We start from the raw sequence: 18,911 nt of genomic DNA on the forward strand, positions 1-18,911 counted from the left end.
GATAGCGACGCCCGGGGACGCGTCGATAGTCTGCGCGGCCGCCCCGCTCCCGCCCCCCGCCATGCTTCGCCTTGCCGTCCTCCTCGCCGCCTGCCTGCTCGTCGCCGGATTTTCGTCCTGGCCGGGCATGGCGTATTCGCTGGCATCGAAGCTGGTCGCGCCGCCGGGTGCATCGCCGCTGTTGCAGACCGATCGTGTCGACGCCGCTTTTGCGCGATTGCCGAACCGTAGCGGACACGTCACCACGTCCGCCGGCGTGCCGCTGTTCTGGCGCGCGCTCGATCCGGGCGACTACGGCATGGATTACGCGTGGACGCGCCCGGTGGACGATCCGCACGGCGTCGACTTCTCGCTCGATTTCCATGCCCCCTCCGCGCCGTCCGCCACGCCGCGCGGCACGGTGGTGCTGCTGCACGGCTGGATGATGGATGGCGGCTCGCTGCTGCCGTGGTCGATCGCGCTGGCCGAAGCCGGCTATCGCACGATCACCCTGGACCTGCGCAATCACGGCCGCTCGGGCCATGCGCCGTCGGGCTATGGCACGCGCGAGGCCGGGGATGTCGTCGACGCGGTCGTCGCGCTCCGCGATCGCGGCGAGATCATCGGCCCGTTGCATGTATTCGGCGTGTCCTACGGCGCCGCGACCGCGCTGTTCGCATCGGCCGATCCGCGCCTGCAGGCCGAACGCGTAGTCGCGCTGGAATCCTTCGACAATGCCGGCGCCGCAATCCGCGACATGGTGCCGCACATGCTGGGCGAAACCGGCGGCAGCTGGCACGCGCAGCTCACCCGCCGCTGGCTGCGCTGGCGCATCGATGCCTCGGTGCTGGATGCGGCGATCACACGCGCAGGCGACACGCTGTCACTGCCACTCGACGGCGTCGATGTCGGCACCGCCCTCGCACAGGCGCCGGGCTGCGTGCTGCTGGTGCACGGCGATGCGGATCGCCACGTACCGGTCGAACACGGCCGTGCGCTCGCGGCCGCGATGCCCGGCGCACGCTATCTGGAACTCGCCGGCGAAGATCACCTCAGCCTGCCGATGCGGCTCGACACGCTTGCGCCGACCGTCGTCGACTGGTTCGACGCGCCGGCCTGTCCGCAGACCGCGCTCGCTGCGCGCTAGACCCGACTGTAGGAGCGCGCTTGCGCGCGATGGGCCTTCCCGGAGAGCTTCATCGCGCGCGAGCACGCTCCTACGAAGGGCTTCAGGCAGATGTCCCGAATGCAGACCTCACGCCTGCTGCGCGACGATCCGCCGGCGCGACTGCAGATAGCCGTCCACTGCAAACACCACCAGCCCCACCCAGATGAAACCAAAGCCGACCGCACGGTCGATGCCGAAGGCCTCGCCGAAGAAGAACACGCCCAGCAGCAACTGCAGCGTCGGCCCGATGTACTGCAGCAGGCCGACGATCGTCAGCGGCACGCGTCGCACCGCATAGGCGAAGCAGATCAACGGAATTGCGGTCAGCGCGCCACCGAGCACCAGCAGCACATCGGTCCAGCCACCCCAGCGCAGCGAGAAGAAGCCACCGCCGCCCTGGGTTTCGAACCACACGAGCGCGAGCAGCGCGGGACCGAACACGAAGAGGTTCTCGACGCCCAGTCCCTGCACCGCTTCGACCGCCGCGAACTTGCGGATCAGTCCGTACAGTGCGAACGAGGTCGCCAGGCACAGCGCGATCCACGGAAAACTGCCGTAGTTGAAGGTCAGCCACGCGACGCCGCCACCGGCGAGCGCGACCGCGATCCACTGCGGCAGCGACAGCCGCTCGCGCAGGAAGACCACGCCGATGACCACGTTGAGCAGTGGATTGATGAAGTAGCCCAGGCTCGCCTCGACGACGTGGCCGCTGTTGACGGCCCAGACGTACAGCGCCCAGTTCGCGGCGATCAGGCAACCCGATATCGCGAGCATGCCGGCGAGCTTGGGTTGCGCGAGGATCTCGCGCAGCCAGCCGCGGCCCTGGCGGACGGTCAGGAACGCGGCCACGAGAATCGCGCACCAGATCGAGCGGTGCAGCACGATCTGCAGCGACGGCACGTCCCGCAACAGATACCAGTACAGCGGCATCAGGCCCCAGATCACGAAGGCTGCGACCGCGATCCACAGGCCGCGGCGGCTCTGCGCGGCGTCGATCATGGATCCTCTCCAGCGACTGCCGCGGCCGGTGTCGGCACCGGCTTCTTCGCGCGCGCGCGGCCCAGCGTGATCGCGACCACGGCGACCAGGATCACCGCCATCGCACCGAGATCGTTGACGTGGAAACGCTCCGACGCGAGCCACGCACCGAGCAGCACCGCGATTGCCGGATTCACGTAGGCGTAGCTGCCGGCGAGCGTCGGGCGCACGTTGTGCAGCAGCCACACGTAGGCAGTGAAGCCGATGATCGAACCGAAGGAGGCGAGATACGCGACCGACAGCGTGCCCTTGAGCGTCGGCAGTTCGTGGAAGCGTTCGCCGATCAGCAGGCCCACCGCGAGGATGATCACGCCGCCGGCGAGCATCTGCGCCGCGGCCGCCATGAACGGCGACGGCAGATCGCGGCCGCGGCTCCATACCGAACCGAAGGCCCAGGCGAGCGGCGCGATCAGCAAGGCGATGAGACCGGTCGGGGTCGCGGTCAGCGAACTGCCGGCGTTGAGCCACAGCACGCCGGCGAACCCGACCGCGAGGCCGGCCCATTCGATGCGCGATGGCCGATCGCCACGGATCGCCGCGAACAGCGCGATCCAGATCGGCGCCGACGCGACCGCGACTGCCGCGAGACCCGACGACACGCTCTGTTCGGCGATGCAGACCATGCCGTTGCCCAGACCGAGCAGCAGCACGCCCATCGCGAGCAGGGTCTTCCACTGGTTGCGCGTGGGCGCCGGCACACCGCGCAGCCGCAGCGCCGCGTACATCAGGCCACCGGCGACGATGAAGCGCATGCCCGCCATCAACAGCGGCGGATAACCCCCCTCGAGGGCGAAGCGGATCGCGAGATAGGTCGACCCCCAGACGAGATAGACGGCCGCCAGCGCCAGCGCGATGGCCAGGACCGAGGCGGGACGCGACACCGGCGCGACGCTCATGGGGCTTCCGAAAGAGGAGACGACCGCGGATGCGGGAGCGGAATTCTACGCCTGCGGCCCGTTGCACGGCTGGAACGGTGGTGTTGCAGTCCTGCTGTAGGCGCGCGCTTGCGCGCGATGCGGCGTTACCGAGGGAAGCCCGATCGCGCGCAAGCGCGCTCCTACAGATATGAAAAAGCCGCCGCGATCACTCGCGGCGGCTTCGTTTTCGAACGTGTCAGCGGATCAGCGCGCCCAGCGGCCCGGCGCGGTCGAGACCGGCAGCACCGTCGCCGACAGGTCGCGGTCCGCGTTGAGCAGACGCACCGCGTCGGCCAGGATCGCCGCCGACTCGCGCAGCAGCGGATCCGGGCGATCTTCGGCGGCCTTCTCGAGGCGGTTCTGCTGGGCGATCGCACGCTCGCTGGCCTGGAGGCCGTCGTCGTCGGAATCGTCGGCCAGCGGATCGAGTTCCAGACCCAGCGCGCGACGCTCCTCCTGACGCACCTGACGCTTCTCGGTCTGGCGGTCACGCTCGGCGCGGCGCTCGGCTTCGTTGAGCGAGACGAACTTCTTCTCGCGCTCGGCGCGGAACTCGGCGATGTCCTCGGCCCACCACACGAATTCCTTGTCCGTCGCCACGCGCGTGTCGTGCAGCGCTTCAAGACGCGGCAGCAGTGGCGCGAAGTCGCCGTACTGGGTGTGCGGCACGGCGGCGATGCGCGTCCACGGCAATGCATTGTCGTAGGTGCTCTCGCCGAACTCGGTCGCATCGACCGTCACCGGGAAGTGGATGTCCGGCTCGACGCCCTTGTTCTGCGTGCTGCTGCCGCCCGGCAGGAAGAACTGCGCGATGGTCAGCTTGACCTGGCCAAAGCGCTTGGTCTCGTTCGCCGGCCAGCGGTCGAGGTCGACCAGGTTCTGCACCGTGCCCTTGCCGAAGGTGGTCTCGCCGATGATCAGGCCGCGGCCGTAATCCTGAATCGCACCGGCCACGATCTCCGACGCCGAGGCCGAGCCGCGGTTGATCAGCACCGCCAGCGGACCGTCCCAGGCCACGCCGGGATCACGATCGCCCTGCACGCCGACACGGCCACCCGATTCGCGCACCTGCACCACCGGGCCCTGGTCGATGAAGAGGCCGGTCAATTCGACCGCCTCGTTGAGCGAGCCGCCACCGTTGTTGCGCAGATCGAGCACGACGCCGTCGATGTTCTTGGTCTTGAACTCTTCCAGCAGGCGCGCGACGTCGCGCGTTGCCGACGCGTATTCGCCATCGCGGTTCCGGCGACCTTCGAAGTCCTGGTAGAAGGCCGGCAGCTTGATCACACCGATCTGCTTCTCGCGGCCACCTTCGGTGTCGGCCGGCAGGGTCAGCGTCTCGGCCTTGGCCGCCTGTTCTTCCAGGCGCACGCGGGCGCGGGTGAGCGTGATGCGCACCGGCTCGCTGTCGAGCGTGGCCTCGGCCGGCACCACGTCCAGGCGCACCTGGGTGTCCTTCGGGCCCTTGATCTTGTCGACGACATCATCGATGCGCCAGCCGATCACGTCTTCCATCGGCCCGTTGGTGCCCTGGCCGACGCCGACGATGCGGTCGCCCGGCTTGAAGCGGTTGCTGATCGCAGCGGGACCACCGGCGATGACCTCGCGGATCACCACCACGTCGTCCTGCTTCTGCAGCTGCGCGCCGATGCCTTCGAGCGACAGCGACATGCTCTGGTTGAACAGGCGCGCCGCGCGCGGATTGAAGTAGTCGGTGTGCGGATCGATCGAGCCGGTGTAGGCGTTGAGGAAGCTGCTGAAGGCGTCCTCGTCGTTGAGCGAGGCGACCGTGTTCGCGGTGTTGAGGTAGCGACGGTCCAGCGTCTTGCGGATCTCGTCATCGGCCTTGCCTGCGAGCTTCAGGCGCAACCAGTCGTTGCGCACTGACTGGCGCCACAGGGTGTCGAGCTCGCTGGCGTCGGCCGCCCAGGGCGCGTCCTCGCGGTCGTATTCCCAGCGGTCGCTGCCGCTGAAATCGAAGATGTCCTGCTTGAGCAGTTCACGTGCGCCGGTGATGCGCTCGGCGACGCGCTGCTTGTAGAGCGCGAACACTTCCAGGGCCGGTGCCACGTTGCCATCACGAACGGCCGCGCCCATGCCAGTACGCAGCGGTTCGAAGCGGGCGATGTCCTGTTGGGTGAAGAACAGCTTGCCGGCGTCGAGGTTCTCGAAATAGCGGTCGAAGATCTCGCCCGAGAGGCTTTCGTCAAGCGCGCGCGGGCGGTAGGCGTAGCGGCTGTCGGACAGCAATCCGTAGACCAGCTTCGACGCGGCCACCTGGTCGGCGTTCGGCGTCGCCGGCACATTGGCGATGGCATCGGGCCTGGCCATCAACGCGAGCGGCACCGCCAGCGCGAGAGCGATCAGGGAGCCGGAAACGACGCGGGAAGCTTTCATGCAGGGTCCTGGATTGCGGATACGGTCATCATGCGACATGCCTTCGAGCCTGTCGCGTGAACAGACGCGTCGACAGTGCCGAAAGTTGCACGTTGCATGCAACGGACTGTACGGAAACCGGATGAATCGCCGCTGCGTTCATCGCGGCGTCATTCGAGCGGGGCGGATCGGAAGCCGGCTGGAGCGTCCCACTCTCTCGACTTTCTCGCACGCACCTGCGCCGTTTAATCGAGGTGCCCCACGGAAGCGGATAAGGGCGCAACCTGGAATGTCCCAAGACGTCCCCGCCCTCACCCGACGCGCTCCGCGCGTCGACCTCTCCCAAAGAGAGAGGTATGAGGTTTCTGCCCGAGTCTAGATGACGCGTAAACGAACTGGGCCGATATACGGATCAGGCGGCGACGCCGGCGTCCATCGCCTGCTGGTCGGCGTGGTAAGACGAACGCACCAGCGGGCCGGAGGCGACGTGGCTGAAACCCAGCGCCATGCCGTAGTCCTCGAGCGCGCGGAACTCGTCCGGCGTCCAGTAACGCAGCACCGGATGGTGGTGCGCGCTGGGCTGCAGATACTGGCCGATGGTGACCATGTCGACATCGTGCGCGCGCAGGTCGCGCAGCGTGCCCTGGACCTGCTCCATGGTCTCGCCGAGGCCGAGCATGATGCCCGACTTGGTCGGCACGTCCGGATGCTGGGCCTTGAACTTCTTCAGCAGGTCGAGCGACCACTGGTAATCGGCGCCGGGACGCACGTTGCGATAGAGATCCGGCACCGTCTCGACGTTGTGGTTGAACACGTCGGGCGGATTGGTCTTGAGGATCTCCAGCGCGCGCTCCATGCGGCCCTTGCCGCGGAAGTCGGGCGTGAGCACCTCGATGCGGATGTGCGGCGACTGCTTGCGAACTTCGCGGATGCAGTCGACGAAATGCTGGGCACCGCCGTCGCGCAGGTCGTCGCGGTCGACCGAGGTGATCACGACGTACTTCAGGCCCATGTCGGCAATCGTGTTCGCCAGGTTCAGCGGCTCGCTCGCATCCGGCGGCTTGGGCCGGCCGTGGGCGACGTCGCAGAACGAGCAGCGGCGCGTGCACACCTCGCCGAGGATCATGAAGGTCGCGGTGCCGTGGCCGAAGCATTCGTGGATATTCGGGCAGCTGGCTTCTTCGCAGACCGTGACCAGACGGTTCTCGCGCAGCTTCGACTTCAGCGCGGCGACCGCGCCGTTGGACGGGATGCGCACGCGGATCCACGAGGGCTTGCGCAGCACGGGGGCGTCGGCGAACTGCACCGGCGAGCGCGCGATCTTGTCGCCCGCCACCTGCTTGACGCCGGTCTGCAGCGACGCCGGCGGCGGCGCGGAAACCACCTGCAGCGGGATCGATTTGTCGACGGAAGAGGACATGGCGGCCAGGACTGCGGGCGGAGGTTCATTGTAGGCCCCTGCCCCGGCAGTGTCTTGCCGGGCGCTGGGGACGCTGCGTGTCATTCAGTGGGTGCGAGCGTCGGCGGCGGGCCGGCGGTCATCGCCAGGCCGAACTGCGCGGCCAGGTTTTCCAGCAGCATCGGCGCAACCGCATCCGCCGAGGACGGCCCGCCGAGATCGGCCAGCGACACCACCTGCAGGCCTGCATACCCGCAGGGATTGATGCGCTGGAAGGGCTCGAGATCCATCGCCACGTTGAACGCCAGGCCGTGGAAGGTGCAGCCGCGGCGCACGCGGATGCCCAGCGCGGCGATCTTGGCGTCGTTGACGTAGACGCCCGGCGCGCCATCGCGACGCACGGCTTCGATGTTCCAGTCGCCGAGGGTGTCGATGATCGACTGCTCGATCTTGCAGACGTACTCGCGCACGCCGATCTTGAGCCGCGGCAGGTTCAGCAGCGGATAGACCACCAGCTGGCCCGGGCCGTGATAGGTCACCTGGCCACCGCGATCCACCTGCACCACCGGAATGTCGCCAGCTGCCAGCACGTGTTCGGGCTTGCCGGCCTGGCCGAGGGTGAACACCGGATCGTGCTCGACCACCCACAGCTCGTCGGCGCCGTCGGCGCCACGTGCATCGGTGAAGCGCTGCATTGCCCGCCAGACCGGAGCGTAGGGCTGTCGGCCGAGCTGGCGGACGATGGCCGGCAAGGTCACAGCACGCGCTCCAGCGCCCGCGCGCAGCCCAATCCACCGCTGGGCACCGGCGCACCGTGCAGGAAATCGCGCATCGCCGCGGCGACACGATCGTTGCGGGCAGTCTCCAACCGCGCGAGCGCCTGCGTATCGGTCTCGATGCCATCGAACAGCGGCGTCTCGCCGTCCATCAATGCCTCGCTCCAGGCCATGCGCGAGCCGGGCAACAGCGGGGCGGTGCGTTCGGCGCGGACCATCAGACGTACCTCGCAATGGCGGGGATCGGACGCGATCCGTGCATACAGCGCGTCGACGGCCTCGGCCGGACCTTCGAGCAACTGCATGAACAATCCGTCCTGCAACAGCAGCATGCCGCCGATGCCATGACGCGCGTTGTAGGCGCGCGACTTCAGCAGCAGACGTGTCATGTCGGCCGCGGTGAACTCGAACAGCTGGCCGCTGCGATAGAGCAGCTGGCGGATCATGCGCTGGCTTCCGTTCGAGGCGTTACAGCGTCCACTTCACTTCGGGATGGTCGCGCAGCGCCGCGTGCGCGGCGTCGTACTGCGCGCGCGAATCGGCACGGATGCTGAGCTTGATCGACACGTACTTGCCGCCGCTCGACTCGCGCGCAGTGACCGTTTCGTGGAGCACAGCGATACCGGCGGCGGTCAGCAGGCGCGGAATTTCCACATCGAGCCCGGCAGCGGCCGGCCCCATCGCGGTGATCTCGAATACGCCGGGGAACTGGAAGCCGTGGTCGGGGTTGTCGGAGGTGATGTCCATCGCGGGATTATCGGGGCAGTGGCGGCCGAACCCAAGCGGTGGGTGCCGGATTTTCATGACCGGTTGGAGTTATCTCGCTGGCGCCGCCGGACGCTCTACAGCCAGCACCTCTCCCTCTGGGAGAGAGCCTGCCCCGGACCTGATCCGGGTCGACGCGCGCAGCGCGTCGGGTGACGGGACGGGGCCTCAGCAGAAGGCTCTGAAAAGAGCGCCCTCATCCGCCCCCCCGCCTACGCGGGGGCAGGCTCTTCGGGCACCCCGTATCAAGTACGGGGCAGGCTCTTCCCCCAGAGGGGGAAGGGTCAGAGCAAGCCTGGCGACTTCTGCCAGACCGCGAAGCACCCGCTCTTACGCGTTCCACCACATCAGGAACTCGTGCCACAGGCGCTTGAAGAAGCCGGCCTCTTCCACCGCTTCCAGCGCCACCAGCGGACGCTCGGCGATGACCTTGCCGTCGAGTTCGACGCGCACTGTGCCGATGGCCTGGCCCTTTTCGATCGGGGCTTCCAGCGTCTGCGGAATGTCCATCGACGGCTTGAGCTGTGCGTACTTGCCGCGCGGCATCGAGACCAGCATCGGCTCGGCGACGCCCAGCTGCACTTCGTTGGCCTTGCCCTTCCAAACCTTCTGTGTGGCGACGGCCTTGCCGGCGTCGTAGACGGCATGGGTCTCGAAGAAGCGGAAGCCCCAGTTGAGCAGCGCCAGCGAATCGGTGGCGCGCTGCGCCTCGCTGGTGGAGCCCATGACGACCGAGATCAGGCGCTGGTCACCGCGCAGGGCCGAGGCCATCAGACAGTAGCCAGCGCCGCTGTGGTGGCCGGTCTTGATGCCGTCGACGCTGTCGTCGCGCCACAGCAGCCGGTTGCGGTTGTGCTGGGTGATCGGCCCGACGGTGAATTCCTTGATCTTGTTGTGCGCGTATTCCTCGGGGAAGTCGCGCACCATCGCGCGGCCCAGGATCGCCAGATCGCGCGCGGTCGAATAATGCTCCGGGCCGGACAGGCCGGTCGCGTTCTCGAAGTGGCTGTTCTTCATGCCGATGCGCGCGGCGTAGGCGTTCATCAGCTGGGCGAAGGCTTCCTCGCTGCCGGCGACGTGCTCGGCAAGGGCGATCGCGGCGTCGTTGCCCGACTGCACCACCATGCCGATTTCCATGTCCAGCAGCGGCGCACGCTGGTTGACCGGGAAGCCGCTGTAGCTGCCGTCGGTGCCGGCGCCGCCCTTGCGCCAGGCGTTCTCGCTCATCAACACCTGGTCGTCGGTCTTGATCTTGCCGGCGGCGAGTTCGGCGGCGATCACATAGCTGGTCATCACCTTGGTGATGCTGGCCGGCTCGACACGCTCATCCGGGTTGTCGCCCGCCAGCACCTGGCCGGTGGCGTAATCCATGATCACCCAGGCGGTGCCGGTGACGGTCGGCGGGGGCGGCGTCGGCAGGTCGTCGCTGAGCGCGGGCGCGGCGGCTGCAGGCGCGGCAGGCCGGGGCGCGGGCTGCGGCGTGGGCGCGGGATCCTGCGCGACGGCGATCCCCACCGTGGCGGCGGCCAGCGCGGCCAGCAACAAGCGCGAAACGACTACGGACACTTTCATGTAATGCACAACTCCGGGGAACCGGCCGCGTCGACCGGCGGTTGATGAAAAGGATTCAGTCGCGCACGACGGTCGGCGCGCCGAAGCCGAGACCGGCGACGCGCGAGGACACATCGGCGACCTGGGTGGCCTCGACCGGACCCACGCGCAGGCGCCAGACCGGCTTGCCGGCGGCGGTGCCGTCCTGCAGCTGCGCGGCAGCGATACCGGCGCCGCGCAGCGTCGCAAGCGCGCGCTCGGCATTGGCGCGGGCGCCGAAGGCGGCCACCTGCAAGGTCACGCCGCCCAGGGCGGCGCCTGCCGTGCGAACCGGCGCAGGTGTCGGCGCGGCAACAGCGGCGACCGCAGTCGGTGCCGCGGCGACAGGCGCGGCAGCTGGCGTAGCGGCGGGCTGCGGATGCAGCGGCACCTGACGGCCGTTTTCGAGCTTGATCCCGCGCGAGGCGAGCCAGGCGTCGAAATCGTCGGCGGTCATGACCTTGCCGTTCTGGTACATGTTGAAACGGCCGTCCGCCGGATCACCCTGCGGCGCAGGTGCCGGGCGTTCGCCGGCCTGGGCGGTGGCGATCGGCAGGGCTTCGACGATGGCGTCCATCGCGCTGCCGGCGGCCGAAGGCGTGGCAGCGGGCGTCACGGACGCGGTGGCGGTCGCCGGAACGGCCGTCGCGCGCGGCGCAGCGGCCGGCGGCGCACTGGCGACGGCGTCGTACTCGTTGCGGGCGTTCTCGCCCGGACTCAGCGCGCGCACTTCCACGCGGCCGGTGCCGGCCGGATGGATGCCGATCTTCACCGCCGCGGCGTAGCTCAGATCGACGACCCGGCCTTCATGGAACGGGCCGCGATCGTTCACGCGCACGACCACCGACTTGCCGGTATCGAGATTGGTCACCCGCGCGAAGCTCGGCAACGGCAGCGACTTGTGCGCGGCGGTGAACGCGTACATGTCGTAGACCTCGCGGTTGGAGGTCAGGCGGCCGTGGAACTTGGCGCCGTAGTAGGACGCGGTACCGGTTTCGGCGAACTCGCTATGGTCGTCGAGCACGCGATAGCTCTTGCCCAGCACCTGGTAGGGGCTGCGGTTGCCGACCGGGGAACGCGGCAGATCGACGACCTCCGGCTCCGGGATCAGATCCACATTGGGCAGGTAGTCGGGCAGGCTGTCGGGCACGCCGGGGCGATACAGGCCGCCGGCGGTGTAGTGACCGCGGGTGTTCGGATCTTCCTGCGCGGGCGCATACGGCGAGACGCCGCGCTGACCCGATGCCGGCCGGTGCGTACTGCCGCCATGTGCCGGCGGCGCGGACGCGGTGCCGCCCGCTCCAGGCGCATCGCCGCGCTTGGCATTCCCCGCGCAGCCCGCCAGCAGGGCCACCGCCGCCAGCGGCAGCAGCCATCGGATCACGGACCGACCCCGGCCCGGATCGCCTGCGCGAGCTGGTGCACCGACAGCGAATACATCGGCGAGCGGTTGTAGCGGGTGATCACGTAGAAGTTGCGATACGCCAGCCAGTACTCCATGCCGGCCTCGCCATCGAGCGACAGCAGGGTCGCGCCTTCGCCGGTCGGCTGCCCCGGCGCCGGCGTGTAGCCGCGCTTGGCCAGGTCGGCCAACGGATACACCGGATCCCAGTTCTCGGGTTTGAAGTCGGCCGCCGACTGGTCGCGCAGGGCGCGGGCGACGACCGGGCCGCCTCGCTGCCAGCCGTGTACGACGAAGTAGTTGGCGATCGAGGCGAACACATCGGGTTTGTGGGTCAGCAGGTCACGGCGGCCATCGCCGTCGCCGTCCTTCGCCCACAGCCGGTAGCTCGATGGCATGAACTGGCCCATGCCCATCGCGCCGGCGTAGCTGCCCTTGAGTTCGAGCACATCGAGCTGCGGCTCGGCCTTCTCCAGCGCGAACAGCTGCGCGAGTTCGCCGGCGAAGAACGGTGCGCGCGGCGCGTAATCGAATGCCAGCGTGTACAGCGCGTCGAGCACTTTCCAGTTGCCGGTGATGCGGCCGTAGCTGGTTTCCACGCCGATGATCGCGACGATGTATTCGGCCGGCACGCCGGTCTCGGCGGCGACGCGGTCTAGGGCTGCGCGGTTCTCGCGGTAGAACGCCACGCCGCCGTTGATGCGCGCGTCGTTGATGAAGATGGGTCGGTAGTCGCGCCACGGGCGCACGGCTTCGGCCGGGCGGCTGATCGCGGTGAGGATCGGCTGCTGCACCTTCGCCTGCGCCAGCACGCTGCGCACGTGCGCCGGATCGGCGCCATAGGTCTGCACGGTGTAGTCGACGAAGTTCTCGACACGCTGCGCGCGCGGGATTGCCGGATCGGTGACCGAGGTCGGCGCGACCGGGCGTTCGGGCGGCTGCGGCACCGGGGCCAGCAGGGCACCTTCGGTGCGCGCAGGCTCGGGCAACGGCTTCACCGCACCGTAGTCCTCGGCATGGCCATCGGACGGGTTGACGGGGGTCGCACACGCTGCCAATGCAATCGGCAGCGCGGCCACGGCGAGTCGGAAAAACGGGCGTCGGCTCATCGGCGGCGAGGTTAGCACGCACGTGCGCGCGGCATGCACCGTTGCGCCGATGCAGTCAGGACCGGTAAGGCTTGAGAGGTGACTCAGCGACGCCGCGTCGCGCTCGCCTGCACGGCCATCACCACACCAAAGCCGGCCAGCAGCGAGACCGCCGCGGTGCCGCCGAAACTCAGCAGCGGCATCGGCACCCCGACCACCGGCAGCAGGCCGGAGATCATGCCGCCGTTGACGATGACGTAGACGAACAGCGCCAGCCCGAGGCTGCCGACCAGCAGACGCGAAAAGCCGTCGCGCGCCTCGCTGGCGATCCACAGGCAGCGGCCGACGATAAACAGGTACAGGCCCAGCACGACGCTCACCCCGAGCCAGCCGAACTCCTCGCTCAGCACGGCGAAGATGAAATCGGTGGTGTGCTCGGGCACGTAGTTGAGGTGCGACTGCGAACCGTCGCCCCAGCCCTGCCCCGAGAACCCGCCCGAGCCGATCGCGATCTTCGACTGGATGATGTTCCAGCCGGTGCCCAGTGGATCGGATTCGGGATCGAGGAAGGTCAGGATGCGGTCCTTCTGGTACTGCTGGAAGTACCAGAACCAGGCCGCCGGCGCCGCCACCGCGAAGGCCGCGGCCCCGCCGATGAACCACCACCACGACAACCCGGCCAGATACAGCGCGAACACGCCCCCCGAGGCCACCAGCACCGCGGTGCCCAGATCGGGCTGCAGCAGGATCAGACCGGTCGGCAGTCCGATGATCAGCGCGGCGACCGCGACCGTCCCCAGCCGCGGCGGCGTGGGCTGCTGGCCCAGCCACCAGGCCGCCATCATCGGCAGCGAGAGCTTCATCAGCTCCGCCGGCTGCACGTAGAACACGCCGAGGTTGATCCAGTGCTGGCCGCTGCGCCCGGTACCCATGAACAGCACAGCGACCAGCGGCAGCAGCGAAGCGACGTACGCGGCCGGCGTGAAGCGGCGCAGCTGCACTGCGGGAATGCGCGACAGCACCCACATCGCGCCGAGGCCGATGACGAAACGGCTACCTTGGGATACGACCATCGCCACGTTCTGGTTGGTGGCGCTGTGCAGGACCGCCAGGCCGATGCACATCAATGCGAGCAGCGCGGCAAGCAGCGGCCAGTCGAGAGTGCGGGTGAAGCGCTGCAGCATTTCCAGTAGCCAGCGCAGGATCACGTTCATGGCGTCGGCTCCGTCGGCGCTGCATCGCCGTTCGAAGGCGCGCTGGTCGCGGGCGCGCTCGCCGGCGGCACACCGGGGAACTTGCCGTTCGCATCCCGCGGGGCGGTGCGCACACCGGCGACGACCGCCTCGAACGACGGCTCGGGCGCAAGCTCGGCTTCGGGCACGATCGCGGCCACCGCGGCCGGCGCGCCCGTCGCGGCGTCGATTTCCACTTCGGGCATCTTGCCGAGCAACCAGGCATCGAAGATGCGACGCGCGATCGGTGCAGCCGTGCTGCCACCGTAACCGCCGTGTTCGACCGTGATCGCCACGGCGATCGTCGGATTCTCGGCCGGCGCGTAGCCGACGAACAGCGCCTGATGGCGCAGGTGATACGGCAGGTTGCGCGGGTCCGTGCTGGCGTTGCCGCGGCGGCTGACCCGCTGCGCGGTGCCGGTCTTGCCGGCCATGCGGTACTCGGCGCCGATGGCCATGCGCGTGCCGGTACCGCGGCCGTGGATCGTGGTCACCATGCCTTCCTGCACCGCGCGCAGATGCGCGGGGTTGTCGGTGATCGAGGTCGATGGTGGCCGCGGGACCAGTCGCCACGGCGCGTCGAAACCGTCGCGGCGTTCGTTGGCCAGGTGCAGGGTGTTGAGCTGGCCGCCGTTGGCGATCGCCGCGGTGCCGCGCGCGAGCTGCAGCGCAGTCGCGATCCAGTAGCCCTGGCCGATGCCGGCGATCACCGTTTCGCCGGCGTACCAAGGCTCGCGCGTCCGCGAGGCCTTGAAGCGCGGCGACGGCACGATGCCGGCGTTCTCGCCGAGCAGATCGATACCCGTGGGCTGTCCGAAGCCGTAGCGCGTCATGTACTGGTCGAAGCGCTCGATGCCCATCTCGTAGGCGAGCTGGTAGTAGTAATAGTTCACCGAACGCGCGATCGAATCGCGCAGGTCGGTCCAGCCGGCGCCACGCGCGGCATCGCGATAGCCACGGCGCTGTCCGGGAATGAAGAACTCGCCGGTCGAGAACACACGCGATTCCGGCGTGCGCAGGCCGCTGTCGACACCGGCCAATGCGACCAGCGGCTTGATCGTCGATCCCGGCGGGCCGCCGCCGAGCACGTTGCGGTTGAACAGCGGACGCGCCGGATCGTCCATCAGGCTGCGGTAGTCGTCGTGCGAGATGCCGTTGACGAACAGGTTGGGGTCGAAGCTCGGCAGGCTGACCATGCCGAGGATGTTGCCGGTCGCCGGATCCACCGCCACAGCCGAGCCATGCAGGCCACCGAAGGCCAGCACCATCGCCTGCTGCAGGTCGGCATCCACGCTCAGGCGCAGGTCGGCGCCGGCCGTCGCGGGCAGCAGACCGAGCCGGCGCAGCGCGCGGCCTTCGACATTGGTCTCGACCTGTTCGTAGCCGATCTTGCCGCGCAGCGCTTCGTCGTAATACCGCTCCAGGCCCGTGCGCCCGGTCTGTGGATACAACAGATGCGCCTGGCCGTAACGCGTGACGTCGCTTTCGTCGGTGCGGCCCACGTAACCGACCACGTGCGCGAACAGATCGCCATATGGGTAGTAGCGGTTGAGATACGGGACGACTTCCACGCCCGGGAAGCGCCAGCGGTCGAGCGCGAAGCGCGCCATCTCGTCCTCGCTGATGCGCAGTTTCAGTGTGACCGCGCGGAAGCCGCGCTGGGCCTTGCGCTCGCGATCGAAGCGGGCGATGTCGTCGGGCGACAGCGCGATGATCCGCGACAGCTCGCTGATCAGCCGACGCGTGTCGCCCGCTTCCTCGGGCGTGACTTCGAGCCGGTAGGCCTGCTCGTTCTCGGCGAGGATGCGGCCCTTGCGGTCGAGAATCAGCCCGCGCCCCGGCACCACCGGCCGCGGCTTGATGCGGTTGGCTTCCGAACGCTTGGCGTAGATGTCGTGGTCGACGACCTGCAGCTTGAAGTACCAGCCTGCCAGCACGCCCAGCGCGAGCACCACGGCGCCGAATCCGATCACCGCGCGCGTACGGAACGCCGCGGCCTCGGCAGCGTTGTTGCGGATGTCGGGACGGCGCCCGCGCCTGGCCATGCCTAGGGCCTGTCAACGCTGATGACGCATATCGCACCGGCCCTGCGGACATGCGCAGCACGAAAGAGCGACGGCGCGTATGTCGATACGCAACGGAGCGATGACACAGCTGAGCGTGTCCGCAGGGTCGGCCCTTCGGGTGCCTTCCCACTGGCCGCCATGCGGCGCCGCGCGGCTTGACCTGACGGCCAGTCAGGCGCTGCGCCACGCAACATCACCTGACGGCCAGTGGGAAGGCATGCGATATGTGTCATCAGCATTGGTAGGCCCTCCCCTACGACTTGCGCCCGAAGCGCAGTGCGTCCATCACCAGATACAACGGGGCCCACAGCAGCATGCCGATCAGCGGCGCCAGCCAGTAGGCCCACGGCAGCTGCGGCACGCCGAGCGCGACGTGGATCGCCGCGCTGACGATGCGGTCGTTGAGCAGCAGGCCGCCGATCGCCAAGGCCTGCTGCGTGACGGGAAAGAAGCGCAGCTGCGAGCGGAAGCGCTGCAGGATGAAGGCCATGATCACCAGACGCAGCGCCTGCTCGCCAAGCAGGCCACCGAACGCGAGATCGGCGATCAGGCCCATCGAGAACGCGAAGCCGAGGCCCGCGCGGTCGGGATCCTCGATCACCCAGTAGGCGACGACCAACGCCAGCCAGAACGGCCGGAACGGCTGCAGGCCGGGCGGCAACGGCAGCAGTCCCAGCAGCAAGGCCACGAACAGGCTGACCGGCAGAATCCAGGGATTGCGGCGACGGCTCATCGCTGCGGCACCTGCGCAGGGGGTGTCGCCGACGGCGCCGGGGCGTCGTTGGTCGGCGCCGGTGGCACGTCGGTTGGCGGCGAATCGCCGGCATCGGCGCCGCCCGCCCCGGCGCCGTCTGCGGGCGTGGCTGCAGCGTCCGCGTCGGCCTGCGCGCGCGCGGCCGCTTCGCGTTCGACCGCCGCAGCTTCGAGGTCGGCGGTCGTCACCGGCACCACGACATCGCGCAGCAGCAGCACGTCGCGACCGCGATCGAGCTGGGCCGCCGGCGCCAGATCGCCGATCAGGAATGCGCGACTGTCATCAGGCTGCAGATCGGTGATCGTACCGACCGGAAAGCCCGGCGGAAACCGCCCGCCCAGGCCTGAGGTCACCACGGTGTCGCCGACTTCCACATCCGCCGACAGCGGCACGCTGCGCAGCGCGAGATGATCAGCGCGGCCGCTGCCGTAGGCGACCAGGCGCACGCCGTTGCGGGCGATGATGACCGGCACCGCGTGTTCGAGATCGGTCACCAGCAGCACGGTCGAGGTCAGCGGCGTGACCGTGATGACCTGCCCCAGCAGCCCGCCGGCATCAATGACGCTCTGGCCGACCCGCACACCGTTGCGGCTGCCCGCGTTGAGCAGCAGACGCTGGCGCGTGGGGTCCTGGTCGACATCGAGGATCGGCGCCAGCTGCACGTCGAGACTGCCCTGCTCCACCGCGCCGAGCAGCGCGCGCAGCCGCGCGTTCTCGACCGCCTCCACGCGCAGCCGCGCCTGGCCGGCGTTGAGCAGCAGCAGTTCGTTGCGCAGGCGGCGGTTGTCGGCCGACAGCTGGGTGCGCGTGGCGGCATCGTTGCGCATGCTGTCACCCAGTCGCGACGGCAGACCGGCCAGCCACCACAGCGGTTGCATCGCCACGCTGGCCTGCTGGCGGAACTGCGACAGCCAGCCGCCCTGGTGATCACTGACCACCAGCGCGCACGACAGCGCGAGATAGGCGAGTAGACGCAGCGTGCCGGCGACGTCGCCGGGCCTGGGCGCGGGAGAGCTGGCGTAGGAGGACATCAGGGGCGGTCGCTCGGCGTCATCTCGGACGTGGGCTCAACAGTCGAAGGCCGCATTGTCGTCGCCCCAGCGCAGGCTGGGGCCCATCTTGATCCTGGGAGCAGCCCTTGCCCGGACAGCCAGCCGCCGGTTGAACACCAGCAGTACCGCGGGTCCTGCGAACGCGTCGCAGCGTCGGCGCTGGAGGACATCGACGACCGGGTGGCGACCAGAACTTCGCGCCGATCGCCGGTTCCGATGCCATCAGTCCGCGAAGAACTCGTTGCCGTGCAGGTCCAGCAGTTCCAGCGCCCGACCGCCACCGCGGGCGACGCAGGTCAGCGGATCCTCGGCAATCTGCACATGCAGGCCGGTGGCCTCGCTGATCAGGCGGTCGATATCGCGCAGCAGCGCGCCACCACCGGTCAGCACGATGCCGCGCTCGGCAACGTCGGCGCACAGCTCCGGCGGGGTCTGCTCCAGCGCCTGCTTCACCGCTTCGACGATGCCCGACAGCGGCTCGCGCAGCGCGTCGAGCACTTCGTTGGAGCTGATCGTGACGATCTTCGGCACGCCCTCGGCCAGATGGCGACCGGAGACTTCCATCTCGATCGCATGTTCCTGCGGATACGCGCAGCCGATCTCGAGCTTGATGCGCTCGGCGGTGGATTCGCCGATCAGCATGCCGTGGTTGCGGCGCACGTAATTGATGATCGACTCGTCGAAGCGGTCGCCGCCGATGCGGGCCGACTGCGAGTAGACGATGCCGTTGAGCGCGATCACCGCGACTTCCGTGGTGCCACCGCCGATGTCGACGACCATCGAGCCGCGCGCCTCGGTGACCGGCAGACCGGCGCCGATCGCGGCGGCCATCGGCTCTTCGATCAGCGACACGTCACGCGCGCCGGCCTCGAGCGCCGAATCCTTGATGGCGCGCTTCTCGACCTGGGTGGAGCCGGCCGGCACGCAGATCAGCACGCGCGGGCTGGGCCGCAGGAAGCGCGACTTGTGCACCTTCTTGATGAAGTACTTCAGCATCTCCTCGGTGTAGGTGAAATCGGCGATGACGCCGTCCTTCATCGGGCGATGCGTGGTGATGTTGCCGGGCGTGCGGCCGAGCATCTGCTTGGCCTCCGAACCGACCGCGGCGACGACCTTCTGGCCGGCGGTGCGATCCTGGCGCACGGCGACGACCGACGGCTCGTTGAGCACGATGCCCTGGCCGCGGACGAAAATGAGGGTATTTGCAGTGCCCAGGTCGATGGACAGGTCGTTGGAGAAGAGACCGCGGAACTTCTTGAACATCGGGAGAGGGCGTCCGGCAGAGAGGCGAAACGAAGCGGATTAGCCT

Annotated in this window: 16 protein-coding genes; 1 reads left to right on the forward strand and 15 read right to left on the reverse strand. The window is 68.7% G+C overall.

Annotation, left to right across the window (positions count from 1 at the left end; all coding sequences use genetic code 11):
• The first annotated feature begins 61 nt into the window (after positions 1-61).
• A complete protein-coding gene (locus tag J2W68_RS10695) occupies positions 62-1,126 on the forward strand; it encodes an alpha/beta fold hydrolase (RefSeq protein WP_310235631.1) in 1,065 nt (354 codons plus the stop codon).
• Positions 1,127-1,234: 108 nt separating this feature from the next.
• Here the strand turns inward: J2W68_RS10695 and rarD are convergent, their stop codons facing one another.
• The 15 genes from rarD to J2W68_RS10770 form a co-directional block, all read right to left on the reverse strand.
• The gene (rarD, locus tag J2W68_RS10700) at positions 1,235-2,146 is read right to left on the reverse strand and encodes an EamA family transporter RarD (RefSeq protein ID WP_310235635.1); all 912 of its coding nucleotides are present in this window, start codon (positions 2,144-2,146) and stop codon (positions 1,235-1,237) included.
• On the reverse strand, positions 2,143-3,081 hold the full coding sequence (gene yedA / locus J2W68_RS10705; RefSeq protein ID WP_232147795.1) for a drug/metabolite exporter YedA: 939 nt from the start codon (positions 3,079-3,081) through the stop codon (positions 2,143-2,145). Before yedA ends, rarD begins: the two co-directional genes overlap by 4 nt.
• A gap of 225 nt (positions 3,082-3,306) precedes the next feature.
• Complete coding sequence (locus tag J2W68_RS10710; protein WP_310235639.1) at positions 3,307-5,499, reverse strand: carboxy terminal-processing peptidase; 2,193 nt, start codon at positions 5,497-5,499, stop codon at positions 3,307-3,309.
• Between the two features lie 391 nt (positions 5,500-5,890).
• Positions 5,891-6,898: a lipoyl synthase gene (gene lipA, locus J2W68_RS10715; protein ID WP_310235642.1), complete on the reverse strand. Its 1,008-nt coding sequence runs from the start codon at positions 6,896-6,898 to the stop codon at positions 5,891-5,893.
• 80 nt (positions 6,899-6,978) lie between these two features.
• Positions 6,979-7,668 (reverse strand): lipoyl(octanoyl) transferase LipB, encoded by a 690-nt coding sequence (lipB, locus tag J2W68_RS10720; RefSeq protein WP_310236000.1) that lies wholly within the window; start codon positions 7,666-7,668, stop codon positions 6,979-6,981.
• Positions 7,632-8,099 carry a BLUF domain-containing protein gene (locus J2W68_RS10725; RefSeq protein ID WP_310235644.1) on the reverse strand — a complete coding sequence of 156 codons (468 nt, stop codon included), beginning with the start codon at positions 8,097-8,099 and terminating at the stop codon, positions 7,632-7,634. Before J2W68_RS10725 ends, lipB begins: the two co-directional genes overlap by 37 nt.
• Positions 8,100-8,121: 22 nt before the next feature.
• Positions 8,122-8,400 (reverse strand): DUF493 family protein, encoded by a 279-nt coding sequence (locus J2W68_RS10730; protein WP_310235645.1) that lies wholly within the window; start codon positions 8,398-8,400, stop codon positions 8,122-8,124.
• Between the two features lie 348 nt (positions 8,401-8,748).
• Positions 8,749-9,990 carry a D-alanyl-D-alanine carboxypeptidase family protein gene (locus J2W68_RS10735; protein WP_310235647.1) on the reverse strand — a complete coding sequence of 414 codons (1,242 nt, stop codon included), beginning with the start codon at positions 9,988-9,990 and terminating at the stop codon, positions 8,749-8,751.
• Between the two features lie 55 nt (positions 9,991-10,045).
• The gene (locus tag J2W68_RS10740) at positions 10,046-11,392 is read right to left on the reverse strand and encodes a septal ring lytic transglycosylase RlpA family protein (protein ID WP_310235649.1); all 1,347 of its coding nucleotides are present in this window, start codon (positions 11,390-11,392) and stop codon (positions 10,046-10,048) included.
• On the reverse strand, positions 11,389-12,519 hold the full coding sequence (gene mltB / locus J2W68_RS10745; protein ID WP_310235651.1) for a lytic murein transglycosylase B: 1,131 nt from the start codon (positions 12,517-12,519) through the stop codon (positions 11,389-11,391). The genes J2W68_RS10740 and mltB overlap by 4 nt, the downstream gene beginning before the upstream one ends.
• Positions 12,520-12,602: 83 nt before the next feature.
• A complete protein-coding gene (rodA, locus tag J2W68_RS10750; protein WP_310235653.1) occupies positions 12,603-13,712 on the reverse strand; it encodes a rod shape-determining protein RodA in 1,110 nt (369 codons plus the stop codon).
• Positions 13,709-15,775 (reverse strand): penicillin-binding protein 2, encoded by a 2,067-nt coding sequence (mrdA, locus tag J2W68_RS10755; RefSeq protein ID WP_310235654.1) that lies wholly within the window; start codon positions 15,773-15,775, stop codon positions 13,709-13,711. The genes rodA and mrdA overlap by 4 nt, the downstream gene beginning before the upstream one ends.
• Before the next feature lie 274 nt (positions 15,776-16,049).
• Positions 16,050-16,529 (reverse strand): rod shape-determining protein MreD, encoded by a 480-nt coding sequence (gene mreD, locus J2W68_RS10760; protein WP_310235655.1) that lies wholly within the window; start codon positions 16,527-16,529, stop codon positions 16,050-16,052.
• The gene (gene mreC, locus J2W68_RS10765) at positions 16,526-17,581 is read right to left on the reverse strand and encodes a rod shape-determining protein MreC (protein ID WP_310235657.1); all 1,056 of its coding nucleotides are present in this window, start codon (positions 17,579-17,581) and stop codon (positions 16,526-16,528) included. The genes mreD and mreC overlap by 4 nt, the downstream gene beginning before the upstream one ends.
• Positions 17,582-17,824: 243 nt before the next feature.
• Positions 17,825-18,865: a rod shape-determining protein gene (locus J2W68_RS10770; protein WP_310156161.1), complete on the reverse strand. Its 1,041-nt coding sequence runs from the start codon at positions 18,863-18,865 to the stop codon at positions 17,825-17,827.
• Positions 18,866-18,911: the final 46 nt, after the last annotated feature.

Origin of the sequence: Luteimonas terrae (genome assembly GCF_031457535.1) — a bacterium.
Lineage (GTDB): Bacteria > Pseudomonadota > Gammaproteobacteria > Xanthomonadales > Xanthomonadaceae > Luteimonas > Luteimonas terrae_A.

Excerpts from the sequence above, each read along its gene's own strand:
- mltB (WP_310235651.1), bottom strand. The coding sequence starts at position 12,519 with ATGAGCCGACGCCCGTTTTTCCGACTCGCCGTGGCCGCGCTGCCGATT.
- J2W68_RS10695 (WP_310235631.1), top strand. The coding sequence starts at position 62 with ATGCTTCGCCTTGCCGTCCTCCTCGCCGCCTGCCTGCTCGTCGCCGGA.
- rarD (WP_310235635.1), bottom strand. The coding sequence starts at position 2,146 with ATGATCGACGCCGCGCAGAGCCGCCGCGGCCTGTGGATCGCGGTCGCA.
- J2W68_RS10730 (WP_310235645.1), bottom strand. The coding sequence starts at position 8,400 with ATGGACATCACCTCCGACAACCCCGACCACGGCTTCCAGTTCCCCGGC.
- yedA (WP_232147795.1), bottom strand. The coding sequence starts at position 3,081 with ATGAGCGTCGCGCCGGTGTCGCGTCCCGCCTCGGTCCTGGCCATCGCG.
- rodA (WP_310235653.1), bottom strand. The coding sequence starts at position 13,712 with ATGAACGTGATCCTGCGCTGGCTACTGGAAATGCTGCAGCGCTTCACC.
- lipA (WP_310235642.1), bottom strand. The coding sequence starts at position 6,898 with ATGTCCTCTTCCGTCGACAAATCGATCCCGCTGCAGGTGGTTTCCGCG.
- J2W68_RS10725 (WP_310235644.1), bottom strand. The coding sequence starts at position 8,099 with ATGATCCGCCAGCTGCTCTATCGCAGCGGCCAGCTGTTCGAGTTCACC.
- mrdA (WP_310235654.1), bottom strand. The coding sequence starts at position 15,775 with ATGGCCAGGCGCGGGCGCCGTCCCGACATCCGCAACAACGCTGCCGAG.
- mreC (WP_310235657.1), bottom strand. The coding sequence starts at position 17,581 with ATGTCCTCCTACGCCAGCTCTCCCGCGCCCAGGCCCGGCGACGTCGCC.
- mreD (WP_310235655.1), bottom strand. The coding sequence starts at position 16,529 with ATGAGCCGTCGCCGCAATCCCTGGATTCTGCCGGTCAGCCTGTTCGTG.
- J2W68_RS10770 (WP_310156161.1), bottom strand. The coding sequence starts at position 18,865 with ATGTTCAAGAAGTTCCGCGGTCTCTTCTCCAACGACCTGTCCATCGAC.
- J2W68_RS10735 (WP_310235647.1), bottom strand. The coding sequence starts at position 9,990 with ATGAAAGTGTCCGTAGTCGTTTCGCGCTTGTTGCTGGCCGCGCTGGCC.
- J2W68_RS10710 (WP_310235639.1), bottom strand. The coding sequence starts at position 5,499 with ATGAAAGCTTCCCGCGTCGTTTCCGGCTCCCTGATCGCTCTCGCGCTG.